22 protein-coding genes are annotated in these 26,437 nt (G+C 45.4%); 6 read left to right on the plus strand and 16 right to left on the minus strand.

What is annotated here, in order from left to right:
* Positions 1 to 45: 45 nt before the first annotated feature.
* From gpAD87_RS13000 to gpAD87_RS13045, 10 genes are all read right to left on the minus strand, one after another.
* Positions 46 to 702 (minus strand): prolyl oligopeptidase family serine peptidase, encoded by a 657-nt coding sequence (locus gpAD87_RS13000; RefSeq protein ID WP_063563494.1) that lies wholly within the window; start codon positions 700 to 702, stop codon positions 46 to 48.
* 9 nt (positions 703 to 711) lie between these two features.
* Positions 712 to 1,734, minus strand: a complete 1,023-nt coding sequence (locus tag gpAD87_RS13005; protein WP_064638770.1) for an SDR family oxidoreductase — start codon at positions 1,732 to 1,734, stop codon at positions 712 to 714.
* Between the two features lie 97 nt (positions 1,735 to 1,831).
* Positions 1,832 to 2,257: a cupredoxin domain-containing protein gene (locus tag gpAD87_RS13010; protein ID WP_063563492.1), complete on the minus strand. Its 426-nt coding sequence runs from the start codon at positions 2,255 to 2,257 to the stop codon at positions 1,832 to 1,834.
* Positions 2,258 to 2,460: 203 nt separating this feature from the next.
* Entirely contained in the window at positions 2,461 to 3,414 is a 954-nt protein-coding gene (locus tag gpAD87_RS13015) for an EamA family transporter (RefSeq protein WP_064638771.1), read from the minus strand.
* 335 nt (positions 3,415 to 3,749) lie between these two features.
* Positions 3,750 to 5,963, minus strand: a complete 2,214-nt coding sequence (locus gpAD87_RS13020; RefSeq protein WP_064638772.1) for a DEAD/DEAH box helicase — start codon at positions 5,961 to 5,963, stop codon at positions 3,750 to 3,752.
* Complete coding sequence (locus gpAD87_RS13025; RefSeq protein WP_064638773.1) at positions 5,960 to 7,303, minus strand: ATP-binding protein; 1,344 nt, start codon at positions 7,301 to 7,303, stop codon at positions 5,960 to 5,962. The genes gpAD87_RS13020 and gpAD87_RS13025 overlap by 4 nt, the downstream gene beginning before the upstream one ends.
* Before the next feature lie 7 nt (positions 7,304 to 7,310).
* The gene (locus gpAD87_RS13030; RefSeq protein ID WP_197521415.1) at positions 7,311 to 8,909 is read right to left on the minus strand and encodes a TerB N-terminal domain-containing protein; all 1,599 of its coding nucleotides are present in this window, start codon (positions 8,907 to 8,909) and stop codon (positions 7,311 to 7,313) included.
* A gap of 196 nt (positions 8,910 to 9,105) precedes the next feature.
* A complete protein-coding gene (locus tag gpAD87_RS13035) occupies positions 9,106 to 11,646 on the minus strand; it encodes a diguanylate cyclase domain-containing protein (protein ID WP_064638775.1) in 2,541 nt (846 codons plus the stop codon).
* 45 nt (positions 11,647 to 11,691) lie between these two features.
* Positions 11,692 to 12,297, minus strand: a complete 606-nt coding sequence (locus gpAD87_RS13040; RefSeq protein ID WP_064638776.1) for a biliverdin-producing heme oxygenase — start codon at positions 12,295 to 12,297, stop codon at positions 11,692 to 11,694.
* A gap of 294 nt (positions 12,298 to 12,591) precedes the next feature.
* Positions 12,592 to 15,198, minus strand: coding sequence for an MMPL family transporter (locus gpAD87_RS13045; protein WP_269453509.1), 2,607 nt, complete (start codon positions 15,196 to 15,198; stop codon positions 12,592 to 12,594).
* A 43-nt stretch (positions 15,199 to 15,241) separates the two neighbouring features.
* Between gpAD87_RS13045 and gpAD87_RS13055 the strand changes: the two genes are divergently transcribed.
* A protein-coding gene (locus gpAD87_RS13055; RefSeq protein ID WP_157258429.1) for an IS3 family transposase occupies positions 15,242 to 16,392 on the plus strand; the annotation gives its coding sequence in 2 pieces (ribosomal slippage) (positions 15,242 to 15,503 and positions 15,503 to 16,392; 1,152 coding nt in all).
* Positions 16,393 to 16,408: 16 nt separating this feature from the next.
* On the opposite strand, the gene gpAD87_RS13060 is transcribed toward gpAD87_RS13055, so the two are convergent.
* The gene (locus tag gpAD87_RS13060; RefSeq protein ID WP_064638777.1) at positions 16,409 to 16,996 is read right to left on the minus strand and encodes an MMPL family transporter; all 588 of its coding nucleotides are present in this window, start codon (positions 16,994 to 16,996) and stop codon (positions 16,409 to 16,411) included.
* A gap of 78 nt (positions 16,997 to 17,074) precedes the next feature.
* Complete coding sequence (locus gpAD87_RS13065) at positions 17,075 to 17,647, minus strand: TetR/AcrR family transcriptional regulator (protein ID WP_064638778.1); 573 nt, start codon at positions 17,645 to 17,647, stop codon at positions 17,075 to 17,077.
* Positions 17,648 to 17,804: 157 nt separating this feature from the next.
* On the opposite strand from gpAD87_RS13065, the gene gpAD87_RS13070 reads away from it, so the two are divergent.
* From gpAD87_RS13070 to gpAD87_RS13085, 4 genes are all read left to right on the plus strand, one after another.
* A complete protein-coding gene (locus gpAD87_RS13070) occupies positions 17,805 to 18,602 on the plus strand; it encodes a Nif3-like dinuclear metal center hexameric protein (RefSeq protein ID WP_064638779.1) in 798 nt (265 codons plus the stop codon).
* A 168-nt stretch (positions 18,603 to 18,770) separates the two neighbouring features.
* Positions 18,771 to 19,196: a DMT family transporter gene (locus gpAD87_RS13075; protein WP_024633836.1), complete on the plus strand. Its 426-nt coding sequence runs from the start codon at positions 18,771 to 18,773 to the stop codon at positions 19,194 to 19,196.
* Positions 19,197 to 19,230: 34 nt separating this feature from the next.
* On the plus strand, positions 19,231 to 19,929 hold the full coding sequence (locus tag gpAD87_RS13080) for a Crp/Fnr family transcriptional regulator (protein WP_064638780.1): 699 nt from the start codon (positions 19,231 to 19,233) through the stop codon (positions 19,927 to 19,929).
* 18 nt (positions 19,930 to 19,947) lie between these two features.
* Positions 19,948 to 20,433, plus strand: coding sequence for a DMT family transporter (locus gpAD87_RS13085; RefSeq protein WP_063563626.1), 486 nt, complete (start codon positions 19,948 to 19,950; stop codon positions 20,431 to 20,433).
* 85 nt (positions 20,434 to 20,518) lie between these two features.
* On the opposite strand, the gene gpAD87_RS13090 is transcribed toward gpAD87_RS13085, so the two are convergent.
* From gpAD87_RS13090 to gpAD87_RS13110, 4 genes are all read right to left on the minus strand, one after another.
* A complete protein-coding gene (locus gpAD87_RS13090) occupies positions 20,519 to 21,235 on the minus strand; it encodes a YebC/PmpR family DNA-binding transcriptional regulator (protein ID WP_064640900.1) in 717 nt (238 codons plus the stop codon).
* A gap of 210 nt (positions 21,236 to 21,445) precedes the next feature.
* Positions 21,446 to 23,167: an assimilatory sulfite reductase (NADPH) hemoprotein subunit gene (cysI, locus tag gpAD87_RS13095; protein WP_064638781.1), complete on the minus strand. Its 1,722-nt coding sequence runs from the start codon at positions 23,165 to 23,167 to the stop codon at positions 21,446 to 21,448.
* A gap of 54 nt (positions 23,168 to 23,221) precedes the next feature.
* Positions 23,222 to 25,063 (minus strand): assimilatory sulfite reductase (NADPH) flavoprotein subunit, encoded by a 1,842-nt coding sequence (locus tag gpAD87_RS13100; RefSeq protein ID WP_064638782.1) that lies wholly within the window; start codon positions 25,061 to 25,063, stop codon positions 23,222 to 23,224.
* A 213-nt stretch (positions 25,064 to 25,276) separates the two neighbouring features.
* The gene (locus tag gpAD87_RS13110) at positions 25,277 to 25,666 is read right to left on the minus strand and encodes a winged helix-turn-helix transcriptional regulator (protein WP_064638784.1); all 390 of its coding nucleotides are present in this window, start codon (positions 25,664 to 25,666) and stop codon (positions 25,277 to 25,279) included.
* Positions 25,667 to 25,843: 177 nt separating this feature from the next.
* On the opposite strand from gpAD87_RS13110, the gene gpAD87_RS13115 reads away from it, so the two are divergent.
* On the plus strand, positions 25,844 to 26,404 hold the full coding sequence (locus gpAD87_RS13115; RefSeq protein ID WP_064638785.1) for an NAD(P)H oxidoreductase: 561 nt from the start codon (positions 25,844 to 25,846) through the stop codon (positions 26,402 to 26,404).
* Positions 26,405 to 26,437: the final 33 nt, after the last annotated feature.

Here is a 26,437-nt window from a genome sequence, read left to right on the forward strand (position 1 = left end):
ATACTTAATAATGCTGAATATTGTCAATTACGAACGATTGATTGATTATAACGTATGGCTGAGAAACCACTTGTACAATTCCGGGTTGTCATACGTTTCGGTCCAAGCATCATGATTACCTTCAGGATATATCGTCAGCTTCACATCCGCGTTCAACGCTTCAAGCGCATGAACAATTTTCTCGGATTCCGTAACATAAACGATGTCATCCTTGGCACCATGGAATGCCCAGATCGGTATATTATGCAGTTCTTCCGCTTTGGAAGGGTCTGCTCCCCCACATACAGGAGCCAATGCAGCAAATGTATTGGGGTAAAACAGTGGCAGATCCCAAGCACCATACCCGCCCATACTCAGACCTGTAAGATACACCCGGTTCGGGTCAGCAGCTTCGTTTTCCAAAACATGTTCCAGAAGAGCCATAACAGCTTCGCGATGCATACCCCAAAATTCGTCCACAGGACATTGCGGTGAAATCACGATAAACGGGAAACTTTTGTCCTGATCGGCAATAAGGGGAACCCCGTGTGCTTTAAGCTTTTCCAGATCATTTCCACGTTCTCCAGAACCATGAAGAAACAAAATGACAGGCCATTTCTGGTCCGCAGCAAGCGGTTCCTCCGTCTCGGGAATGTGCAGTAAATAGTCCAAAGTGACGGTTTTGGTGATTTCCTTTACCAGTCGATGCCCGGTTTGGGACATATGCTCGCCTCACTTCTCATCTCTAATTTTCAGCAACGCTTCATCCAATACTCCAACCACCTTGTCACACCATGCATCAAATTCGGGATCTTCGGTCTGCAATTCAGGATGTGCAAGAATATATTCTATGGTGCTCCGGATTCCTTGATCGGCCCTGATCGTTGCCACAAATTCTGGAACAAGCCTTTTTAGCTTACTGTTATCAAATACAACCGTATTCGCCTTGTCTCCCAGCAGACCGCCTCGAAGATCCTGATCACTGCACGCCGCCAAAAACTCGGAAGATACATGAACCGCATGAAGCTTGACACCAAGCACTCCTGCAATAATCTCATAGATCTGATTCCAGGTTACTGACTCGTCCGAGGTAATATGTACCGATTCACCAATGGCGTGAATATTGCCCATAAGGCCAATAAATCCTTTGGCAAAATCACGGTTATGCGTTATGGTCCAGAGAGATGTACCATCTCCATGAATGAGTACGGGTTTATTTTCACGTATGCGCTTGAGGACCTGCCAGCTTCCCTCTGCCCCGTGTACACCGAGAGGTACAGAACGTTCACTATACGTATGGCTTGGACGCACAATGGTTACCGGAAATCCTTCTTCACGATACTGTTTCATCAAATAGTCTTCACATGCAATTTTGTTGCGCGAATATTCCCAATACGGATTGGATAAAGGCGTACCTTCCGTGATCCGATAATCAGCAAGTGGTGTCTGGTAGGCAGATGCCGAACTGATAAATATAAATTGCTTCGTTTTGTCTTTGAACAAACGGTAATCTCTCTCCAGCTGGGAAGGTACAAACGCGATAAAGTCTGCGACAACATCGAACTCCAGGTCGGCAATCAGCTCCGCAACCCGCGCTTCATCGTTAATATCGGCTTGCAGCACTTTGATTTGCGCAGGCAAATTATCATTTTGATTACCCCGGTTGATCAAATAAAGTTCACAGCCTTGCTTCGCAAGCTGATCGGTAATTGCTGTACTGATGGTACCTGTTCCTCCAATAAATAGCGCTTTCATATTTGGCCACCTCCAGATGAAATTGATCACTAGTCCATGATATCACGCACACAAAAGAGGAGCAAAGATTCAATTGAAGAATCTTTGCTCCTGTCCACTATATGACCTTAACCGTTCCGTAAATCATGTACATGCCACAGTGAATTTCATATTCCCCAGGCTGGAGATCTTTGTCCAAGGTGTAGTAATTATCACCCTTTTGCATGTACATATCCATGCCAAGCTTACTTGATGCCACCGATTTAACGTGTGTGACCTGCCGAGTAAGAATAAAGTTGATTTTGGTAGGGACTCCGGATTTAACTTCAATAACATCAGGTTCAAAACCGTCATTGCTTACGTTAACATTAACAACTTCATATCCCTTCAAGTCCTCCGGCGTCTCGGCTTTGGCCGTTACGGCACTTCCTGAACCTGGGGACATGTCCTTGCCCATAAAATACACCATAAAAGATCCAAGCAGCACAACTACAGTAATTCCCAGCGTAAGCCAAGGCCAGGTTTTGCTAATCCAGCTTTTCATCTCAACGCTCCTCTGTCTATGTTCCCATTCTATTGCAACTCTTCTTCAGCATACCCCATCCGGTTAAAATTGAAAATGACTCGAATGGGCCATATCGATGGGACGTCACTTAGCCCAATAAATATATTCATCAAAAAAAGAGCCTGAATCACTCAGGCTCTTTCAGTTATAGCTATTGTCTTTATCATTCTATCTAATCCCACTCAGGAATATAGAGGTGTATTTCGACTTCGTCTCATCCGCAACTTATAAATCTCTGGCAGCGCTACACCAATTAGTACCACAATAACCCCGATCCATTGCAATGGGCTCACATGCTCGTGAAGCACAATGGCTGAGAGCAGCACCGCGATTGGGAGCTCAACTGCACCAAGAATTCCGGCCATGTCGCCCCCAATATGAGGCACACCTACTGCGAACAGTACTGGTGGGATAAAAGCTCCGAAGAAGCCAAGCAACAATCCGAAGACAAGCAGCTGGCTCCAAATCAATCCGTTAAACAGGAACGTCGGCGGGAACAGGATGCACAGCAAGACCAGACCTCCGGTCACCATCCATGCACTGCGAAAAGCCGGATGTGCTGATGGAACCGCTTTACCACTGAACATTACAAACAGGGAGTAACTTACAGCCGCCATTAAGCCAAGCGCTATGCCCAAGCCGTTAAACTCTCCGAGTCCCTGTTCCAGGAAACCTGCTGCCAGCAATGTTCCGCCAAACAGGATAATCAAAGTCAGGAACGTTACTTTGTCAGGACGCTGACGTTTGCTCACGGCCTGAATCAATACGCTAATCCACGTAAATTGGAACAAAAGAATAATGGCAAGTGACGCGGGAATGTATCGTAAAGACTGATAATAGACCAGACCGGTAATCACCGTCGGCGTCCCTGCAGCCATCAATATCAAACGTTGCTTCCACGTTAATTTCTGAAATGCTTTTGCCACGGCAGCTGATGTTTTTCCATCTGCCTGTGATTTCCGTTTCATTCTAAACTTCGAGTATAATGCCAGCATCCAGGACAGGATGAAGCCCGTGATCAGCTGTGTGCCCACGACCTCTCCAAGTTTGTACCCTTCGCCGTAAGCCAGAACCACAATTGTGGATAATATGCCATAGCTCATCGCTCCTGCGAGAACGGACAGATAATATTTCATTGTAGATAAACCTCCTGATGATCGAAAAATGCGTCCGCATGTTTGATCCATGCCAAGGTCACAGACACCATCCAAATGCAAAAATCCTAACTACGAGCAAGGAATACAATGATTCCTGGCATCGTAGTTAGGAAGTATAGGCTTCCCGTAGAGACCCTCGCCCTGTGTACACTTTCGGCCTGCGAGGTTATACGAAATGAAATATGCATTTGTTGTTTGCGATTCGTGTGTGACGACTTTTCATATATTACATGGCAGGTGAGGTGGTGTCAACCCTGATTCACAATTTAAATTTTTTTAATTCAAATTAAAAACAAAAGACATACGTTATTACGTCATTTCACAGATGAAGAATCCCATGTTAACGTTTGCTGCAATCCTTCTTTGAGACCATTTAAATCCAATCCATCCACTGCAAAGGCCTCTCGGATCAAAGGAGGAGCCACAAATTCATCGTATTTACCAAGATACGGTGCTTCATCTTCTGAAAGTAACGCAGATGCGTCTTCCGCTGTTCGACATTCACTCATGATCTCGGCCAAAAGTGTGCGACCATCCACTTTGCCTGACACGACAAAATAATAAGGCTCCATAGGTACAACAGATCGCAAGGCAAGTTTGTCAGACAAATTGTGCTTCATTAAACGTTCCAGTGTGCGGAAAGACTTGCTTCCCACCCAAGGTAATACATACAAGGAATCTCCTCCAGCTGGAATGACAACCTGTTTCAGCAACCCACTTTCACGTGCAAGTCGACGGGCGCGTTCCAATCGATTTACCGCTTGCGGAGACAGATACGGATATATCACCGTGTCGGACAGTACTTCACGCATTTTCTGGACGACCGTCGTATGAATGTCCCCACCCGCACCCAGCCATAACGTATCCACTTTTCCTTTGGCTGCCTTCACATACACAGATTTATGCTTGTGATCGACCTCTTCCACTTTCCACAGTTTCCCGGCAAGAGAGAAACAGTATCCAGGAGGCGGCACGGTTGTAATCGACCCGATCTCCTCGGAACCGTTCAGCACTTTGTGCTCTTCATCATCTTTGAACACCGCATAAAAGCGATAGTTATTGACGGTTTTCTCACCCGTAAGCCCGATGATTAAAGTCCGATCTTCTGTCCATTGCAGATGATCAGTCTCAATCAGATAATTTAGAAAAATCTGATATTGATCTGCACGAATCTCCTTGAATGGTGCGAGCGAAAGCATGGCCTCAGCCAATTCTTTGGGTTCAGCCTCCCCCATGCTTTTCAGTATGCTCATCGTCTGATGATAGAGCACACCCATCGGCATCTTCCGGGCCTCAAGTGGTTCAACCCACTTGGTCTTTACATACAATTCAATAACAGCAATAGCCCGCATGAGTGTCCATGGCATCCGAGCAGGCAATTGAGCTTCCTCATCCTCTTCTTCCGGACATACAAATAGCATCTCGGAAGCCATATCCTCACGCCTGCCTGACCGTCCAAGGCGCTGAACAAAGCTCGATGCACTATAAGGTGCTCCAAGCTGCACAACTCGCTCCAGTTCACCCAGGTCAATCCCCAGTTCCAACGTTACGGTAGCCGCAGCTACTGCTGGCCCTGATCCGGTTCGTAAGGCGGCTTCGGTCTCTTCTCTCAACATGGCGGAAATGCTCCCATGATGAACATGGAATACGTCCCGCTCCTGTCTCCGTGCGGCGACACGCCGCATCTCAAGTATAGTGACTTCGGCATCCGTTCGACTATTGGTGAATATCAAAGCTTTTTTGCGATGTGTACTCTCATATATGAAGTCGTAATAGACTTTACGTGCGTTATGCAGATGTTCCGCCTGTTCTTCATCCCGTGCATCTGGAAACGAAAAATGCTCCACCCGCAAACGCAGCTTGCGACCACCGGGGGAAGAAACCACATCCACCCCCTGATTAGTTCCAGCAGCGAGCCAGGCTGTAGCAGCATCATAATCACTTAGTGTCGCAGATAATCCCACTCTTCTCGGTTTACATCCAGCCATACGTTCAATTCGCGCCAGCTCACTCAGTACCTGAATGCCTCGATCCGCTCCCATGAATGCATGAACCTCGTCAATGATGACATATCGCAGATCATGAAATAGCGCCGGAATGGCATTGGGACGATTCATCAGCAAACCTTGGAGCGATTCAGGCGTAATCTGAAGCACACCGGATGGACTTCGCATGAGACGTGTTTTCTCTGCCTGAGGCACATCTCCATGCCAGTGCCATACCGGAATATTACCCTCGGACAGTAGGTCTTTTAGTCGCTCGAATTGGTCATTAATCAGTGCCTTAAGCGGCCCGATGTACAAGATGCCCACGGATTTGGAGGGCCGTTCATGCAGCTCCGTCAGTGCAGGAAAAAAAGCCGCCTCCGTCTTGCCGGAGGCTGTACCTGCCGCAATCAGCATATGATGCGGGGTATGAAAGCAAATGTTGCAAGCTTCAATCTGGGCAGGCCGAAGTGATTCCCATCTTTTTTTATAAATAAATTCCTGTACAAAAGGTGCCAGTCGATAGAAAGGGTTCTCACTCATAATTCAAACTCCGCCAGAAAATCATCCAAATCATCAGCAGATGATGAAGAATCCGTTCCTTTTCCTGCTTCCTGCGGTTTGACTGCTCGCTCACCAAGTAATTGAACATAGGTCACTTCAGGATTCTGATGGAGCGTGTGCAGCACATCCATGAAGTCCCGTACCACTTCACGTGTGGTCAGTAACTCATCCGCGCCGAGCCTGTTGACCGCTGTTTGCATAAAATCAACTAAATCCTCGTCTGTTAGACTAGCACTATATCCAAAATGCAGGGCATGAATCTGACGCAGCTTTTGCAACAGAATCAAAATCTCTTCATGGGACAACATCGAAAGTTTCAGGATCGGTCCTGTATAATTCGCATATTCTCTTGCTGCATAGCGGCCATCAATGAGTCTCGAACGAAGTGCTTCATAACTGAAGAGTCCGCGTCTTTCATCTTCCACAAATTGTGGTGTGCCGCCTACAAAGATACCAAGGTGTTCTGCTTTACCCTGCATCGTATCATTGAACATGGTAAGCAGCTTCTCGTAGTTGCTTTGCCGGGATATGCTGTTTGTAATTTTGTACAGATTCACCGCTTCATCTATGAACAACAGCAGTCCTTTGTAACCGATCCGTGCCGTAAATTCGGACCATAATTTGAAGTAGTCATACCAGTTATCATCATCAATGATGACGCCGACAGCCAGCTCTTTCTTTGCTTCCGTCTTGGTTGCAAATTCGCCTCTCAACCAGCGCAGCGCCGCCTGTTTACGGTCATCATCCGCCAATTTATAGCCGTTCCAGTACGAAGCAAGCACTTTGGCAAAATCGAATCCATGCACCATATTCTGCATTTCGTTCGTCACCGCATAGATTTGCTTCTCGACTTCAGCAGGAAGAGCCGGATCATCCGGGCGCAAGCCCTGACTTTGCATCGCTTGCTGCTGAAGACCAGCGATCCATTTTTGCAAAATCGGTTCCAGTGCCCCACCATCCGGACGTGTACGAGTAGACAGACGAGTCATCAGCTCACGGTATGTTGCAAGCCCCTGACCTTTGGTTCCCACCAGTCTGCGCTCAGGTGACAAGTCCGCGTCAGCCACAACAAATTCCCGATCCATCGCATAGTTACGAATCATCTGTAACAGAAAACTTTTTCCGCTTCCATACCTTCCTGTAATCAGCTTAAAAGCTGCCCCGCCTTCCGCAATGTTGTCCATATCCCGCAAGATCGCGTCCACTTCAGACTTCCGACCAACAGCAATCTGCTCCAGTCCGATTCGTGGCACAACGCCCGCTGTCAACGAATTCACTAGTGCGGTAGTCAGCCGCTTCGGTATTTTAAGTTCTGCCACTGCCCAATCACCTCTTCACATGTTCAAACACATTTATATAATCCGAAACCATCCGATCACCTTCAATCAAAAGGTCACCAATCGTTTCCATGGCCACATCATTAATTTCATCCAACAGGAGTGCAGGCATCGTGCCGTATTGCTCAGCCACCCGCATCAGCTCCGTATCCGGGCTGACACCAAGCAAGGCGTGAATGGCCTGTACATGTTGCGGGGGTAGCATCTCAGAAAACTGTAACCACTCTTCATCCAGATCAGCAGAAAAATCCGCCTCCCATTGCAAGGTTAATAGCTCTGTATTTCCGCTTCCTTGTCCTCCATCAGTATTAAGCGCTCCCTCAACGTCAACCTCCGGTTGGTTAGACTGCTTAGCACTTTCAGCTTCTTCCGTTGAATTCTGGATCACGGTAGTGGGTAGGCTGCTCACATTGTTTGCATCCTCATCTTCGGAGGTATGATTTTCTTCGATCATGAGTGCTCTGCGCACATATTCGCTTTCCATTTTCAGCGAAGCAAGTTTCTCTGCATCAATCCGGACTATCGGTTGCTCTACAACTGGCATTTGCTCGATTGCAAAGGCCTTGTCCAGATAACGTTCAATCACATTTGCAAGCTCAGGTTCAAGGGTCTTTCCACGAAGTCGCCCTCTGAAACCGAGCAGTTCACGGCATTTATTTTCCGTGCATCGAAAAACTCGGGTTACAAACTGGACAAAATCAGCATGCTCTCCAATCGGAACATATGTCATTCGAACCAATTTTCCATAAATGGATTCGTCATATACAGCTTTTCGAAACAGCGTACGTTCGATAGTCCTTTCATGATTTAACTCAAACTGATCCAATATGCCTGCCTTGCGTGTACGCAGTAGATAAGAATCCACCAAAACCATAACTCGGGGAATGTACTGTTCCAGAACCTTCATACCGCCATCTCTGTAAAATTTACTGAGCGTAATGTCGTAATCATAATATCTTTGTAACAACTTCAGCGAGATATCCGATATATTGCTGCTCAACAGCCGTTGCAATTCCATATCCAGAATCTCCGGTGGAAGATAGCCACTCGAAAGCTCCACCATCTCGGATAATGACATGTTCAACTCATGGACTAGATCATAATCAATAATCCATTCCTGCATGTACACATCCAACTGCGGAAGCCGTTCACGATAGTTGATCCATAGCTCTTTTAATTGGTCGTAACCTTCCTGTGGTTCCTGCCAACCAATTCCGTTTATCAGCTCATAAATATGAACAAACAGATAGGACAGATCCGTATCAGGGAAACGTCCTTGCCGGACTTCCGTCCTCCAATACATATACCACTTGCGCTGGGGTTCGTTCATTACACCATAAGTCGGCCAATAACTCATAAAAGGAACAAAGGTAGCCTGCTCCCCTTCCACTTCAATGAGTTGCCTTGCTTCCTCTACAAACCTTTTCTCAGAAGACAATATGCCGCCAGGTAATCTTATATCAATATCAGCACGGACAATCGTTGAACGATCAGGAACCGGGACTGCCGCTGTGATAGGCTCTTCGCTTAGATCTATCTCCATAAATTCCAGTTGTCTTGAATCCTCTTTCATTGAATTCCGTTTCACCGTCCTCTGCGTGTGAATACGAACAAGTGTATCCATATTCATCATTATAACACTTGTCCTGTGCCTGCGGTGATGAAAATAATACTTTCCTTATTAGCAGAAAAAAGAAAGACATTCAAACTGATATCCAGTTTAAATGCCTTCCCTCTATACCATTTTGCCGCACCCTTTACAGTAAGGCTAGTACAACCTCGTATCAAACCATGATAGCCCGATTTTTCCCGTCACTCTTGGCTTGAGCAAGGGCCTGACTGGCTTTTTCAATCAGATTCGACATCATCAGCTTCTCTTCAGGAACCATTACCGCACCGCCAACGCTAACAGTGACCACGTCACTCGGGCTGGACAGATCTCTCTGAATTTGAAGTGCAAGCACATGTTGTCTGATTTCTTCGGCAAGCTCCGCTGAACGTTCTGATGTTGCATTCTTCAGTTTCAACATGAAGGTTCCTCCCCGAAGACGGGAGATGATGGCATCATTCTGCTCACTGACCACCGCCAGCACTTCTCCAATCCACTGCAGGCACAGATCGCCACCTTGAAGTCCATAAGATGCATTATATGAACGGAAATCATCGATATCTATAATAAACAGTCCCAAACTGCATTTCTCCTGCAAACATTCATTCCAATCATCCTGAAGTTGGGATTGGAATATCGTCTGAAGCGGCATGTCTGTTAACGGATCTGTATTGAGATAGTTCTGGAGCTGACTGGTTGTCTCCGTATAATGATCCTGATCATGATTCGATGCGCCACTGTTCAGGAGCACCATCACTGAGGGTCTGCCTGCATGTGTAACAGAAGCAAGTGTAATCTCAAGCAGCAGGGACGTGCCCGTTGCTGTGGTGAAGTACGCCTGGTTAGTAAACAGACGCGTATTATTGAGCTTCAGTTCCTCCAGGTTTTGCTGCAAAATCGTTTTCGTCTTATCAGGCACAAATTCCCTGAAATCCTTGCCGATGAGATGTTTGGAGTTTTCATAGCCAAGCAATTCAGCTGCCTTGTTATTGCAATAAATAACGAACCCGTCCGTCAACGTAAAAAACGCCACCGGGGAAAACTCCATCAACTGTAAGTAGCGCTGCTCATTTTGTCGCAAAATACGTGCATTCTGCAACGCCTGCTCCTCTGCCTGAACAAGCTGGTTCTCCGTTTGACGGCGTACGATGCTTTTGAGCAATGGAAGCACATTCAGCTCCTTCGTTGTCCACGGGTAGGAGGTCGATTGGACAATCTCTCTCCATTTCTCGAAGGATTTCCGGGGGGACAGACGCATGCCATCATCGGTTTTGATCACGGCTTTGGCTGGATCACCTGCCCAATCCACAAGCTGAACCACTTCAGGCCGGAACCAGATGATATAATGATGCTGCCCAGGGGATATGGCAACATAAACAATACCCGATGCTTTTTCCTTGTAAGCTTTAGCAGGATCATACTCCAAACTCAGCTTGGAGGTGTGATAACTGTAATCTACCGACTTGCCCGCTAGCCATGCAGCCAATTCCCGTACTTGCTCTCGTGCCGGCGTATCGCCATATAACAGCAGCTTGTCCTGATAACAGATCGCAGCTCCCGAAGCATCCATCAAACTTAATAAGGTCTGCTCTTCGCCCTGCAATTCCTCAATAATCCTCACTGGACTTGTATTTCCAATAAAAATATTGGCAATTTGGGTAGCCGCTTCACGTGACCTGATCTCAGCCTGATATTCATCCAGCTGCTGACGTTGAAACAGTTCACTTGAGAAGAATGAACCCAGGAAGTTACACAAATTCCGAACACGATGAGGTATATATCTGGCTGAATAATGATGACATGTAATCAGGCCCCATAGTTGGTTGTCATGAATCAGAGAGATGGTTACTGTTGCTCCGACACCCATGTTCTGCAAATACTCAATATGCAACGGGGATACACTCCGCAGAACCGACAAGCTCAGATTAAGCGGTTTGCCCGTCAAAGGTTGAAGCAGGGGAACGATCTCCACAGGTGTATAATTCACGTTCACGATGGTGCGCAACCAATTACGCAGGTATAACTCGCGTGCCTGTTTGGGAATATCTGACGCTGGATAATGGTGCCCGAGAAACGGTTCGAGCTCTTCCTCACGTGCTTCTGCGATGACCTTTCCATTCCATTGTTCGTCAAATTCATAGATCATAACCCGGTCATACCCGAGCATTTCCTTCACTTGTTCGGCTGCTACTTGACTCGCTTCCACCCGATTATCAGTACTTTTAAGTCGGCTGAAGAAGCTGGAAATCCACTCAAAATCATTAACTTCCATATTTCCTTTTTCATAGGAAGGCTCCATTTCCAAAATTAACAGGCCTTCACTCTCATGAATGACAGAAGTGAAGACCTGCTCATTTCCAGATACGTTAATCGTGAGATCCATATATTGCAGGTCTGATGTTACAGATGCACTGAAGGTGCGTGCCAGTACCTGCCTTATATTATCCTTGCCAATCAGATGTTCGAGTGGAAGACCCAGCACCTCTTGCGTAGTAAGACCGAGATGTTCCTCCGTATTTTGGCTGCATTGTACAATAGTCGGTATATTGTTGGTGCTCACAGCCAAGAGCACACCATGAGGTTGAATGAAGCCGGGGATATGAATGGGTTCTTTGTCGCAATTGTTTAGATCAATTGGATCATTGGTGTACGTACCCTGATTAAGCAATGTACGGTTAAGCAAATTATTTTCTTTCTTGGACTTCGATTCGGGCATAGCCTGAAAAATCCCCTCTCATCATGTGATAACTCTATTTTCAACTTACAGATTATCCGTATTTGTATTGATCCATTGATCAAGTAATCGGAATGTTTCCGAAGCCGTGTGCACCATGATGTCGTGATCTTCTTCCGCCGTGATGGATTGACGCAGTAGTTCCGTGAACTCCGCCCATCTCGTTCTGGTTTCCGTCCCGTAGGCATTAAAATATTCCAGCCCCCGATCTGCTTCAATCGGCAGGAAGTGCGACAAACGTTTGGTCATGATCTGACCTCCGTTCGTAGATCCTTCAATGACGTATAAATAACCGAACAACCTTGCTGGTGTCGAGATATCCGGAAGATCCTTACATAAAGGAACCTGGCTAATTTCCTCTTCACTGGCGCCCAGATTCCGCAGGTCATTTTCAAGCAAGTTCGCTTTTCCTCTAATCCCGATATCCAGTCCGGTGTTTTCCCAGAAAGGCTGCTGTACAGCCTGATCTTCCAGTGGTTTCAGGAACCCGTAAAATTTCTCCAGATATTTCTTATAATCTCCCAAGCTAACGGTTTGATTCATAATAGCCTTGGCGTAATCGTTCTGTTCCACTTGTCTGTGATAATGAGCTGTCTCACTTTTCAGACGTTCCATAATGGTACTGGCTGTCATGTAATCATCGCCCTTCTATGTCGGATCTCTTCATCAGAATTAAGACTTATACTTAACTGAATGTTCAGTGTAGGTTTGAATGGGTACTCCATTTCATCTAGATAAAGACTCTATGTAAGTATACTTTTTCTTGTACGAGAAAACTATATGAATCCAGCAAGTTACATCTTTATTACGTTTGTTCGATTATACTACCCAGCTTGAACTCTTTATTTCTATTTTATAGGAAATAGTAAAGACGACCCCTGACATATGTTAGTCAGGAGTCGTTAGCAAAGCATAGATTAATATAAATTATTTATTTTCATCTGATTTAGATCCCCATTTGGCTAATTTATGCAATAGACTGATCAAAGCTGGTAACAAGACCGGAAGCATCACAAAACTGAGTAATACCAATCCAATGATGACAGATACAGCAACTTCAATCAATGTAACTACACCGGAAGGAATCAGGGCAGCAAAGGTACCTCCCAAAATAACAGCGGCAGAGATGACGACACCTCCGATATTGCGGGAAGCCTCCGTAATTTTATGAACCGGATCACCTTCAATCTCGCGATATCTCATCATGAGAAAAATGCTGTAGTCCACGCCAAGTGTAACGATCATAATCAGACTGAAGAAAGGAACGTTCCAACTCAGATAATCCACGTTAAGCGGCCCCACTACTAACAATTCATTCAGACCAAGCGCAACGTAATACGTCAGGAACAACGAGCCAACAATAATTACGGACTGCCAGAATGAACGAATGATTACCAGAAGAATGAGACCAATCCCAATCAACATAATCATGGAAGTTCTGCTCAGGTCGCCTCCAGCTAATTTTTGTAGATCAAGATTTTGTGACGGAACCCCACCAAGCGCCACTTTGGCTTCGCTCAAATCCGTACCAACAAGGGCTGTGTTCAGTTGGTTGCTCAGATTTTGGACAACATCCATCGCCTCTTTAGAGTAAGGATTGTCTGTTAAAATGATGGATATTTCCGCAGTCTTCCGGTCATCAGACATATAAGTTTCTAGCGATTCTTGGAATTCCTCGCCTGTTAATACCTCTTTAGGAATATAGAAACTTTTGGCTGCATCGGACTGTCCCAGATTGCCCAAATACTCCTGTGCATCCCCAAGACCTTTGGAAACATCTGTAAGCCCTTTTGTACTTGCGGTGAGTCCCGATTTCAGTTCACCCATCTTCGCTTGCAGATCGTTCAGACCGGTTAATAACTGATTTTGTCCTTGATTAATTTGTACAAGTCCTTTTTCAACTTCAGACGTTTTCCCAGCAATCTGCCTGCTGCCACTTGCACCATTAACCAGACCTGCAGATAACTCCCCTGCTCCAACTTTAAGTTGACCCACACCCGAAGTCACCCGAGTTAAACCTTCGTTAACCTGAGCCAGGGCTTTGTTCGCTTCCTTGAATGAACCCAGAGCACCATTGTACTGCACCATCAGCGGGTCCATCTGTGTGTATAACTTGTTCAGATCGCTTTGAGCCGCCTGGGCAATGGCGATGATTTGTACCGCATCTTCGTCCTGCTGTAACTCAGGATGATTCGTAATGAGTCTTGTCATACTACTTTCGATTTGAGCGTAGGCATCTAGTGCACCCTGAATTGCTGTTTTCATACTTTTAAAAGTATCTCTGAACGAACCTAGTCCCTGTTCAAGATCGGCATATCCTTGATGCAACTCAGTTGTACCTTTAGATAGAATATCTACTTTTTCCCTGAGGGTAGCCAGGCCATTTTTCAATGTATCTGCGCCTTTCCTCCCATCGTTCAGCCCGACTGTCACCTGATTCATGGCTTTCCCTAGAGCTGACACTCCTTCTTGCAACTGACTTGTACCATCAATCAGCTGCTGCACATCACTCAGATCATTGGAAGATTGCAATTGGCCTGCAGCAGAAGATAATCCTTCGTTGATGGTGCCTAATCCATTGTTCGCTTTCCCAATACCTTGATTAAGCTCATCCGCCTGATCATTGATATACAATTCCTTAATTTTTGTTCCGGTTGGTCGGGTAACGCTATAAACTACGGACACACCATCCATTTTGGATACTTTATCCGTCAGATCATCCAGTGCTTTTAAAAACGTTTGGTTATCCATTGACTGCTTGGATTGTACAACCAGTGTGGTTGGGGCAGAGAAACCTGGTGGGTAATGATCCATGATCAGATTAATCCCCTGTTTGGATGTATAATTGTTATTGACCTCAAATAGATCATTATAACTAAGCCGGTTACTGTAGCTGAATAAAAACAGAATGCTGATTACGGCAACAAGAATGATTGCCAGAACAGGTCTACTTGCCGCGTTCCGAGACAAAAATCCCCATAAGCGGCTATCAGCGTGACCTTCAAATTTCTTCGATGGCCAGAACATCTTTTTGCCTAATACAACCATGAAGAATGGATTCAACGTATTGAGGACGACAATGAGAACCGCTACTGCAAATGCCACTGAAGAGGTTGCCTGATACAGCTGAAACTTGGCGAGCATCAGAGCAAGGAATCCGATGAATACAGCAATACCACTATATAACACAGTACGTCCTGCCGTTCTAAACGTCGTTTTGGTTGCGAGAAGTACATCTCCGCCCTGTCTGCTTAACTCTTCCTTAAATCTGGTGTATAACAAAATATTGTAATCCGTACCGATTCCAAATAAAATCACAACCATAAACACTTGGGTAAAGTTAGAGAACGGAAAGTTAAACAAGTCTACAAGATGACCCACAATCGCTAATGAAACAACATATGATATACCCACTGTAAGCAGTGAGATAACGGGAATGATCGGCGATCTGAAAATAATAATCAAAATAACGAGGATAAAAATAACCGCGATTGGTATTATCCCCTCAAGGTAGACAGTGAAAAAAGAGGTCATGTTAAAATGAACTCAACACTGAAAACCGGAGGGGATTTTTGCTATGCCAGCTAAAAAAGGCCAAACCTTTAATCAATATAGTGAAGAAACGAAGAAAGAGGCTGTTCGTCTGCGATTGGAAGAAGGTTGGACATACAGTCGGATCATGGAGAAGTTTGGTATTAAGAGTGAGAGCCAGATTATTACTTGGGTACGGAAAAGCCATAATGGAGAGAGTTTTGAGGATTATCGAGGACGTTGGACGAAGAAACATTTTAGCACTGCAGAAGAAGAAAATGCTTATCTGAAAGCGCAGGTAGAATATCTAAAAAAGCTCAATCCGAATTTGCACGGAGAGGGAAGCTGGATTTCGAAACCCGGTGCCAGTCCGTTCGAGAAATAAGCAAGTGGGCACCTGTGGTTTGGTTGTGTAAAATTGCTGAAATTTCTCGTGCAGGTTACTACAAATGGAAGAAGAATATCGTCCTCAGAGAGAAACGAGCAGATCGGGATGCGGATCTAAAAGCACATATTTTAGGCATTCACCGGCTTCGTCCTTATTTTGGCTACAAACGTATGCGAACCGCGTTAGGAAAGGAAGGCCTCGTGGTGAATCACAAAAAGGTACGCCGCTTAATGAGAGAACTTCAGATTCGTTCCGTGATTCGCAAGAAACGTCCATTTGCTGGCCGGAAACCGTCCGTTCTTTTCCGTAATGTCTTAAATAGAGAATTCTCGGCGGCAGCTCCTCTGCAGAAGCTCGTGACGGATATTACGTATGTCCGGATTGGGCATGATTTTGCTTATCTCTCGGTTGTGATGGATCTATACAACAACGAGATTGTAGCTTGGGAACTATCCGAGCGAAATGACTTAAAACTCGTTATGGACACGGTGAAGAAACTAAAATGTGGACCTACCTTGCTCCATTCCGACCAGGGGTTCCAGTATACAACACAGAGCTATGCCAAGTTGCTTGAAGAGAAGAAGCTAACAGGAAGCCATTCTCGGCGTGGGAACTGCTATGACAATGCATGTATTGAGTCGTTCTTCTCCCACTTAAAGACAGAGAAGTTGTATTTGGAGAAGCCTCAGAATCTGGAGCAAGCAAGGAACCGAATTACAGAGTATATTTTGTTTTACAACAAGGAACGTTTCCAAAACAAACTCGGCGACCTCTCCCCGATTGAATTCAGGGAAAAAGTCGCCGCTTAATGGAATTTCTCTTTTTTTATTGTCTACTTGACGGGGCTATGACCACGATAATTTCTGTTTTCTGTACTCCATCCTCAATCGATTTGCCAAAGTCATCACCAATCAGATCTGCTCCTGTCAGATATGTATTCACATCTGAGATGGCTGTCGCCTCATTTAACTGACTCACCACTTCCGAGAGGGGAATATCCTCATCCTTAGTGACTGTGATTTGGGTTAAAATCGTGGTTTGGTCCTCGGATATAAGTCGATCAGCTTGCTCTTCACCATCCAGATGGGTTGTGAGCGTCTGTATATTCAGTTGTTTTTCCTGATTTTTCAGATTGGACAAAACAGATTCGATTTCCGTCTTTTGCTGCTTGGTTAATGCCTGTGCATCTTCTCCACTGTTAAATACAGCGATGATTGAATAGGTATTCCCACTATCCTTATCCATGTCTTTCATCATCGTAGCAGCAATTTGGCTCTGAGCCGTTTCAGGAATTGAAATTTCTCCTTTTTCTTTCACCAGCTGACCAAAATCAGGCATCGTCATTACAGAAACTACGGTAATAAGTATCCATAAAATCAAGGAAAGCGTTCTGGGGTTTCTAAGTTTACTCATAGTTTATCCTCACACACCTTATGTCTAATATAGGAATGAACGTTCATTCCGTTTATGTTGTAAAAAAGGCCAATAGAATCAATGGACTCTAATGGCATTCCACAGGCACTCCTCAAGCTGGTTCATTAACTCCGGCGTTGCTTCCAAAAGTCCTTTGTTAAAGTGTTCAAACAAATGCATAGAAGCACCGTAGACAATGTTCATTAACGCTTCTGTCGGCAACATAAGAATAGCTCCCTGCTGCTGCCCCTTATGGATGCATTCATTCAGAAACCCCATAAATTCATTGACGCTATCCTTGCTTTCATCGTGAAAATGCAGTGCATTACCAGTAGAGTTAATAAACTTTAGCCGATCCGGGTTGGACTCAGCGAACTTAAACAATCCACGGAATATATGATGAAACTGCTCACGTACGGAAATGGGTTTATCCGGAAATCCTTGCCTCAAGGCATCAAGGAACTCCCTGATACTTTTCTGAAAGAGTTCATTCAACAATACTTCTTTGTTCGTAAAATATCGATATATGGTTCCCGCTCCTACCTGAGCCGAATCCGCAATCATTGGCATGGTTGTTGCATCGAACCCCCGTTGGGCAAAAAGCGTTAAAGCAGCTGCATAAATATCATCTTTTTTGCTGCCTTTAGCCATGAATCTATCCCTCCTTTAATTAGGAATGAACGTTCATTCCGTTTCTTTTGGTTATTATAACCTCTTTTCTTCCATCTAGCAAGTCTAATCTAAAGTGCCGTTCTTGCTTCAAAATGGTAAACTAATCCTATATCCTGTCACTGGAGGAATTATACCTATGAACATAACGATTCAAGACATTATACAACATCTCACGGAAAATGTTGAGTTACCTGAACATACCGTGGATCAACTGATTACGGGTTCTCCCAACCAAACGATCACAGGCGTTTTTGTAACTTTTATGCCTACACAACATGTGATTGAGCACGCCATAAAGCGTGGTGCTAATCTAATTATCGCTCATGAACCTCCCTTCTATAACCATCATAGCTATACCGATTGGCTGGCTGATGATCCGGTCTATGAAACCAAGAGAACGCTAATCGACAACGGTGGAATTGCGATCTATCGTTGCCATGATGCAATTCACCGCTTTCAACCGGATGGCATTACGGAAGGATTGGTTCAGGCATTAGGATGGTCCCCTTATGTGGTACAGCGTAAACCGGAAGCTGACATTCTATCCTTTCCGGAAGGAATGACAGTTCAGCTTATTGCAGAACATATTAAACGTTCGCTTGGAATCGAATATATACGCCTAGCTGGTGATCCAAAGATGATATGCAGACGAGCAGCAGTGCTTGTTGGTTTTCGAGGTAACGGTAATCTGACCATTCCTCTGCTTCAACAGGAAGAGCTGGATCTGATTATTGCAGGTGAAGGATTCGAATGGGAGACACCGGAGTACATACGAGATGCTGTGCAGCAAGGAAAACAAAAGGCTCTTCTTATGATCGGTCATGCCGAGAGTGAGGCTGTCGGGATGAAGCTTTTGTCAGAAAGATTGGCTACAGCTTTCCCGGAATTGCCTGTTCATTTTATTGGTGAGCAACCGGTGTTTCAAGTATTGTGATCTTCAGAATGACGAGCCATCCTGAGTCCTGTCTGGATTTTGTAGAGGGTTTAATGTACTCTAAATGCTATAACTTCTGAGCTGAGGACATTTGTCCTTGGCTTTTCGAGTGGATATATCATTTAATAGAAATCGAAGAAGTAATGACGCGACAAGGAGAGTACAACCATGAGAGGAATTATTTTTGCACTATTAGGCGGTGCATGCATTACCCTGCAAGGGGTTGCCAATACCCGAATCAGTACGGACATGGGCACCTGGCAAGCCGCAACCATTACCCAACTCACCGGGTTCATTCTGGCGGCTCTGATCCTTGTATTCGTGCGGGACATCAACCTGCAAGGATTGAAGCAAGTGAAGCCCATGTACCTGGCGGGAGGCGCGTTTGGTGCAGTGATTATTTTCAGTGAAGTCACAGCAATCCAGCAAATTGGGGTAACTTTTACGATCTCCGCCCTGTTGATTGCACAGCTTTTCCTGACCTTTCTGGTCGACAGTAACGGATGGTTTGGTGTTGTGAAGCAGAAAATGAAACTACCGCAATTTCTGGGTATAGCATTAATGGTTACGGGCGTCATTATTATGAAACTGTAGCTGGTCGATTATAAAGTCGGGGGTGAAATACACTATGGAAGAATTCCAGAATCAGCATCAATTGCTGCACTATTTGAAACAGTATCAACTCGAATCGGTATTTCACGAGCCCCTGCATCCGCATATGACGTTATGCCACTTCGAGAAGTGCGAATTGATCTGCCGCGAAGGCGAAACATCCGAATATTTATATGTGCTGGTTGAGGGGAAAGTCAAAATTTTCACGACCTCACCACAAGATAAAACACTCGTTCTTTGTTTCAAAACACCGCTTGAGGTGGTTGGTGATATCGAGTACGTTCGGGAGAGTAACATCGTGAACACCGTACAAGCGGTCTCACCTGTCGTGATGCTACGCATTCATTATCAATGGTTAGTTGAACTCGCTAGCGATTACGCCCCCCTGTTGAAATTTTTACTCAAAATTATTTCCCACAAGTTTTACATTGATTCGAACTTCTCCAACTTCAACCTGATGTATCCGGTCGAGGTTCGATTAGCCAGCTATCTGCTCTCCATCTCTACCGAAGAAGCGGGGACTGTTGTCCACGAAGAACTGGACGCCTTTAATTTGACAGATATCGCGAATCTGATCGGTACGAGTTATCGGCATTTGAATCGGGTGATTCAGAAGCTGTGTGCAGATGGATTAATCATGCGGAATCAGGGCTTTATTATGGTCAAAGATCGGGCAGGTCTGGCAGAAGTGGCGGGTCACAACATCTATGAATAAGGAGATCTCTATCCTATGATCATTACAGGTATTTTACTAGCGTTACTGGCAGGTTCTCTTGTCAGTCTGCAGACCATCTTTAATAGTAAGGTAAATGAACGTACCGGCTCGTGGTCCACGACAACGATGGTGCTTTTCACCGGGTTTATTGCATCGTTTCTGATTTCTCTAGTGGTGGAGGGCAAAAATACGTTCAGCTTCCAACATATGCAGCCCTGGTATTGGCTTAGCGGAGCCATCGGTGTTGGGGTGGTCTTCTGTCTCGTTCAAGGGATGAAGCTGCTCGGTCCCACATTTGCGATCTCCATCGTACTTACATCACAGTTAAGTTTCGCCTTGCTGTTTGATTCCATGGGATGGCTTGGACTGGAGCAGATTCCATTCTCGTGGAACCAGCTTCTTGGTGTTCTTGTCATCGTGGGCGGTATTGTGTTATTCAAGTTTGGCGGTAGCAAATCGGCAAAATCGAAAAAATCTCCTGGTGCATTGCAATCCGATTCATAGGAGAACAATAAAAAGAGTGTCTGTCCAATCCGTTGATTGGCTAGACACTCTTTTTGGCAATCAAACCACGTATCGTTTAGTTCGCTTAAACGAACTCTACGTTGTGGTATACTTGTTGAACATCTTCAAGGTCTTCAAGCGCATCAATCAGTTTCTCGAACTGAGCTTGTGCATCCTCTGGAAGTTCAATATGGTTTTGCGCAAGCATCGTCAGCTCGGCTACTGTGAACTCAGTAACACCAGCAGCTTTAAATGCTTCCTGTACAGCGTGGAATTGATCCGGTTCTGCATATACGATCACAGCATCGTCTTCGTCCACGATATCACGTACATCCACATCTGCTTCAAGCAGAAGTTCCAGTACTTCCTCGGAGTTTTTGCCTTCTACCCCGATTACCGCTGTAGGATCAAACATATAAGCAACTGAACCACTCACACCCATATTGCCCGCGTTTTTGTTAAATGCCGAGCGCACTTCCGGTGCAGTACGGTTCACATTATTGGTGAGGGCATCCACGATAACCATGGCACCATTGGGCCCGAATCCTTCATAACGCAGTTCTTCATAATTTTCGTCCCCGCTGCCTTTTGCCTTTTCCATGGCACGGTCAATAATTGCTTTGGGTACGTTATACGTTTTGGCACGTTCCAGCACGACTTTCAGTGCGCGGTTCGCTTCCGGGTCCGGTTCGCCCTTCTTGGCAGCTACATAAATCTCAACGCCGAATTTAGCATAGACCCGGCTAGTATTTGCATCTTTTGAAGCTTTTTTTTCTTTAATATTATTCCACTTACGACCCATATCGTTTCCGCTCACTTTCAACATATAATCTGCTTTCTACTTTGTCATTATATCTTGTTGGGCGTACTTCAACAAGTTTAGACTCACGAAGAAATGGTAAAAGACAAGTTGATTTCACCTTACCACGTTCAGAAATCCCAAAGAGAAACGATCCAAAAACGCCAAAGAAGCAATTCCCTAGGGAATGCTTCTCTTCACGAATTCATCTAATTAGGCATGAAACTGTTGACCGTCCAGCACTTCAGGCACATAACCGGCACGAATGACGAAATCTCCAAAATGCTCACCATCATTGCGCTCTTTGGCATATTGATTCACCATTGGAGTCAATGTATCCAAAATTTCGGTTTCGCCAATATTTTCTTTGTACAATTTGTTCAAACGATGCCCGGTAAAACTTCCACCCAGATACATATTGTATTTTCCCGGAGCTTTGCCGATAAACGAGATCTCGGCCAGCATCGGTCTCGCGCAGCCGTTCGGGCAACCCGTCATACGAATGACAATCTCTTCGTCTCTCAGCCCCGCTTCGTCCAGTACAGGCTCCAGCTTGTCGATCAGTGATGGAAGATACCGTTCGGATTCCGCCATGGCAAGACCACAAGTCGGAAGCGCCACGCAAGCCATAGAACTTCTGCGAAGCGCCGAGTAATGAGCACCATCGGTCAGATTGTATTGCTCAATCAGTGCCTCAATCTTTTTCTTCTTCTGGCTGCTGATGTTCCCGATCATGAGATTCTGATTGGCTGTGAGACGGAAATCTCCAGTATGGATTTTGGCAATTTCACGCAGACCTGTCATGAGCGGATAACCGTCCACATCCTTCACACGTCCATTTTGAATGAACAAGGTGTAGTGCCATCTGCCGTTGCTGCCTTTCACCCAACCGTAACGATCTCCATTATGTTCAAAATGGAACCCGCGCGCCGCATCCAGCTTCCAGCCGAGACGACTCGTCAGTTCTTCCACAAACCAGGCGAGGCCGCGGTCATCGATTGTATATTTGAAACGGGCATGTTTACGTACTGCACGATCCCCATAATCACGTTGAATCATAACCGTCTTCTCCGCAACATCAATCATTTGCTCTGGTGTACAGAAACCAATGACTTTGGACACCTGAGGATAAGTCTTCGGATCACCATGAGACATCCCCATACCACCACCGACAGAAACGTTAAAGCCTTGCAGCTTGCCGTTCTCTACAATAGCGATAAAGCCGAGATCCTGCGAAAACACATCTACATCATTGGATGGTGGAACAGCAATCCCGATTTTGAACTTACGCGGCAAATACACTTTGCCATAAATCGGTTCTACCTCTTCATCTGTGTCTTGTGAATCGATAATTTTCTCTCCATCCAGCCACAACTCATGATACGCACGAGTCCGTGGATCCAGGTGATTACTCACCTGGCATGCCCATTCATATACTTCAGCATGAATGTCCGATTGGTCTGGATTCGGATTACACATGACGTTCCGGTTCACGTCGCCACAAGCAGCTAGGGTGCTGAGCAACGAATCGTTTACTTCACGAATGGTATTTTTGAGGTCCCATTTGAGCACACCATGCAGTTGAAATGATTGGCGCGTCGTCAGACGAATGGTCTCATTCGCATATTTATGCGCTACACGATCCATCATCAACCACTGTTCGGGTGTAACAATTCCTCCGGAAGCACGCACACGCAACATGAATTGGTAGGCAGGCTCCAGCTTGGATTTATTCCGCTCATTACGCAGGTCACGGTCGTCTTGCATATAACTGCCGTGATGTTTCATCAGACGGTTATCGTCCTCAGGAATCGCACCACTGATCCGATCCGCCAGCGTTTCAGTCAGACTTCCACGCAAGTAGTCACTTTTGATCTTTATATCTTCCACATCACTGTTCGTGCGCTGCGGGTTAAGTAAGTTATTATAAGTCATGCTGCTTTCTCCTCTCGTATCTCCGGGATGCCTTATCCGGCATATGATCTGTAATTAATACACATCCCGCTGATAACGTTTTTCCTGTTGCAACCGTGTCAGATATTCCGCTGCCTGTTCAGGTGTTAGGCCACCCTCTTGTTCAAGAATGGTCGCTAGTGCAGCATGAACATCATGTGCCATTCGTTTCTCGTCACCACAGATATATATAACTGCACCTTCCTGTAACCATTGATACAGCTCTTTGCTATGCTCCAGCATCCGATGCTGCACATATACTTTCTCTTCTGCATCACGGGAAAAAGCGACATCCATCTTCGTAAGAACGCCGTCCTTGAGCCAGCGCTGCCATTCGGTCTGATAGAGGAAATCGGTGGAGAAATGCTGATCTCCGTAGAACAGCCACGTTTTGCCTTCTGCACCCGTCTCTTCACGCTCTCCAAGGAAAGATCTGAACGGAGCTACACCTGTACCTGGTCCAACCATGATGATTGGAGCATCCGGGTTCTCAGGCAGTTTGAAGTTTGGATTTTGCTGAATGAATACAGGTAATGTATCACCTAATTCGACTCGTTCAGCCAGATGAACAGAGCATACACCATAGCGCTCTCTACCACGTGATTCATAACGTACTGTTCGAACGGTAAGATGAACTTCATCCGGGAAAGATTTCGAACTGCTTGCGATCGAATATAGACGTGCCGGGATTTTGCGAAGCACAGCTACGAACGATGCAGCCGGAATACCTTTAAGCCCATAATCCTGTACCAGATCCAGCAAATCACAACTGTTCATGGCTTTCCGGAATTCCGAATCATCTGCTAGCAGAGCAGGCAACCCGCTACCCGGGCTCAGCTTTGCCAGCTGCTCCACAACGGGTCTTGTGACAGCAGTAATTTCGAAGTAACGCAATAATGCTTCACGTACAGAAACCTGGTCTCCACTTTTATTAACCGTAACGCGCTCATCTGCATTCCATTCCATGGCTGCAATCAGCTCATCGACCAGGCGTGGATGATTCTCAGGGAACACACCCAGGCTGTCACCCGGTTCGTAGTCCAGATTGGAGCCTTCCAGAGACAATTCAATATGACGTGTCTCACGGTCCGATCCTCTGCCGTTCAGGTTAAGATTTTCCAGCACTTCCGCCTTGTATGGATTCGTCCGGTTGAACTCAGATTCACCGCTACTTACTGCGGCTCCAACCGCTTCACTGGTTACCACTCCAGCAGCAGCCGGTGTGCTGCTAAGTGAAGCAAGCACTTCATTCATCCACTCTGCAGCCGCTTCATCAAAATCAACATCACAGTCCACACGTGGTACAAGCGCTGTTCCGCCAAGCTCCTGCAAACGAATGTCAAAATCCTTGCCTGTCTTACAGAAGTACTCATACGAAGTATCTCCCAAAGCCAATACGGAGTACCGCAATCCATCAAGCTTCGGAGCCCGTTTGCTATGTAGGAATTCATGCAACGGAATCGCATTATCCGGCGGTTCGCCTTCTCCATGTGTGCTGACAATAATGAGAAGATTCTCTACTTTTTTCAGTCCGTTCGGTTTGAAATCTCCCATTGACGACAGGGTCGCCTGAAGCCCCTGCTCTTCCAGCTTTTTCGCCAGTTTCTTGGATAGTCCACTGGAGTTCCCGGTTTGTGATCCAAAGAGTACCGTAACTTCCCTGGACACCGCAACAGGTGCACTTGCAGGAGTAATACTTGCTGAAGATGCAGACTGTTGTTCCACACCAGCAGGTGCAGCTACAGCCGCAAATCCCTGAATGGCTGTCAGATATCCGCTAAGCCACGTTTTCTGTCCATCGTTCAATGTAGGAATAAGGCGATTGAGCAGCTCAACCTGTTCCTGATTAAAAGGGCTGTTTGTCACTTGAAGTTCCACCATTTTCCACCTCACGCATTACGTCAATTTTAATTCCTACTAAAATGATCATATTAATTTCTACTCTCTTGAAGCTACCATACCCGATGGTAGGGGTCAATTTCGATGATTTTATGGTATTTATCAGTTTCACTGATAAAGGACAAAAAAACAACAAATACCCTCCTCCTCAATTCAGGAAGGTTTTTGTTGTTTTTTAAATCTGGAAGCAGTTTAGTTCGAAGTCGAAAGCGGAATATATTCGCTAAAATGATTCTCCAGCACTTTGTTTTTATCACCATATACTCTGTCCAGATGATTCTCTCCCCACAGACAGATGCGGTCGATGATTGCCTGCAGTGTCAAGCCATACTCGGTCAGCTCATACTCGACCTTGGGCGGAATCTCGGGATGAATAATTCGATGGATGATTTCATTCTTTTCAAGATCACGCAGCTGCTGGGTAAGGACCTTCTGAGTAATGCCAGGGATAGCTCTGCGAAGTTCGCTTGTTCGTTTTTTACCTGATATCAGTTGATGCAGAATAAGAATCCTCCATTTTCCACCGACCAGTTCTAACATTGCCTGCACACCACTCTCATATCTTTTCAGTTCCTGTTCCACTGGTAATCCTCCTTAAATCACATATATGTATACCCATTATTAAAAGTAACCGAAGAACCTCAAAGTATCTACAGCACTCGAAGGTGCGTACTTCTCAATAAGATGTCATGAAACTTATAATAACATTGGTCAGAACGTTAAACCAAAAAATGAAGGAAAAAGGATGGTCACTCATACATGAAAATTAAACTGGTCGTTACTCACCCAAGACAGGATTCTCTAACATTTGCCGTGATGAATCGTTTTATAGAAGGTCTGAAGGAGAATCACCATGAAATTGATATCCTTGATCTGTACCATGATGGATTCGATCCGTTATATAGCGTAGAAGATGAGCGAGATTGGCAAAATCCCGATAAGCAGCATGCCCCTGTAATTCGCAAAGAGCTGGATCGCGTGCTCGCGGCTGATGCCATTGTCTTTATTTTTCCGGTATGGTGGTACAACGTTCCTTCCATGCTCAAAGCTTATCTGGACAAGGTATGGAACATGGGGCTGCTGAACAAAGCAAACTCCAAAAAGGCACTCTGGATTGCACTAGCTGGAGGAACGGAGGCTTCATTCCATAAATACGATTATTACAACATGATTTCGAATTATCTGAATAATGGGATCGCGGGTTACGCAGGATTGCAGGAATCCCGAGTCGAGTTTCTCTATGAAACCATATCCGATTCCAAAACGCATATTGAAGGTTTGCTGGAGCAAGCGTATCAAATCGGCAGACATTATAAGTAACCTCTGAAATCGGAAAGAAAGCTACTGGCTCGT

This window comes from Paenibacillus sp. AD87 (assembly GCF_001659845.1).
Taxonomy (GTDB): Bacteria; Bacillota; Bacilli; order Paenibacillales; family Paenibacillaceae; genus Paenibacillus; species Paenibacillus marchantiae.

Bases quoted from the DNA above. Each gene is read 5' to 3' on its own strand.
- gpAD87_RS13010 (WP_063563492.1), bottom strand. From the start codon at position 2,257: ATGAAAAGCTGGATTAGCAAAACCTGGCCTTGGCTTACGCTGGGAATT.
- gpAD87_RS13040 (WP_064638776.1), bottom strand. From the start codon at position 12,297: ATGACAGCCAGTACCATTATGGAACGTCTGAAAAGTGAGACAGCTCAT.
- gpAD87_RS13065 (WP_064638778.1), bottom strand. From the start codon at position 17,647: ATGGCTAAAGGCAGCAAAAAAGATGATATTTATGCAGCTGCTTTAACG.
- gpAD87_RS13020 (WP_064638772.1), bottom strand. From the start codon at position 5,963: ATGAGTGAGAACCCTTTCTATCGACTGGCACCTTTTGTACAGGAATTT.
- gpAD87_RS13080 (WP_064638780.1), top strand. From the start codon at position 19,231: ATGGAAGAATTCCAGAATCAGCATCAATTGCTGCACTATTTGAAACAG.
- gpAD87_RS13075 (WP_024633836.1), top strand. From the start codon at position 18,771: ATGAGAGGAATTATTTTTGCACTATTAGGCGGTGCATGCATTACCCTG.
- gpAD87_RS13115 (WP_064638785.1), top strand. From the start codon at position 25,844: ATGAAAATTAAACTGGTCGTTACTCACCCAAGACAGGATTCTCTAACA.
- gpAD87_RS13035 (WP_064638775.1), bottom strand. From the start codon at position 11,646: ATGCCCGAATCGAAGTCCAAGAAAGAAAATAATTTGCTTAACCGTACA.
- gpAD87_RS13045 (WP_269453509.1), bottom strand. From the start codon at position 15,198: ATGACCTCTTTTTTCACTGTCTACCTTGAGGGGATAATACCAATCGCG.
- gpAD87_RS13090 (WP_064640900.1), bottom strand. From the start codon at position 21,235: ATGGGTCGTAAGTGGAATAATATTAAAGAAAAAAAAGCTTCAAAAGAT.
- gpAD87_RS13005 (WP_064638770.1), bottom strand. From the start codon at position 1,734: ATGAAAGCGCTATTTATTGGAGGAACAGGTACCATCAGTACAGCAATT.
- cysI (WP_064638781.1), bottom strand. From the start codon at position 23,167: ATGACTTATAATAACTTACTTAACCCGCAGCGCACGAACAGTGATGTG.
- gpAD87_RS13070 (WP_064638779.1), top strand. From the start codon at position 17,805: ATGAACATAACGATTCAAGACATTATACAACATCTCACGGAAAATGTT.
- gpAD87_RS13015 (WP_064638771.1), bottom strand. From the start codon at position 3,414: ATGAAATATTATCTGTCCGTTCTCGCAGGAGCGATGAGCTATGGCATA.
- gpAD87_RS13000 (WP_063563494.1), bottom strand. From the start codon at position 702: ATGTCCCAAACCGGGCATCGACTGGTAAAGGAAATCACCAAAACCGTC.
- gpAD87_RS13060 (WP_064638777.1), bottom strand. From the start codon at position 16,996: ATGAGTAAACTTAGAAACCCCAGAACGCTTTCCTTGATTTTATGGATA.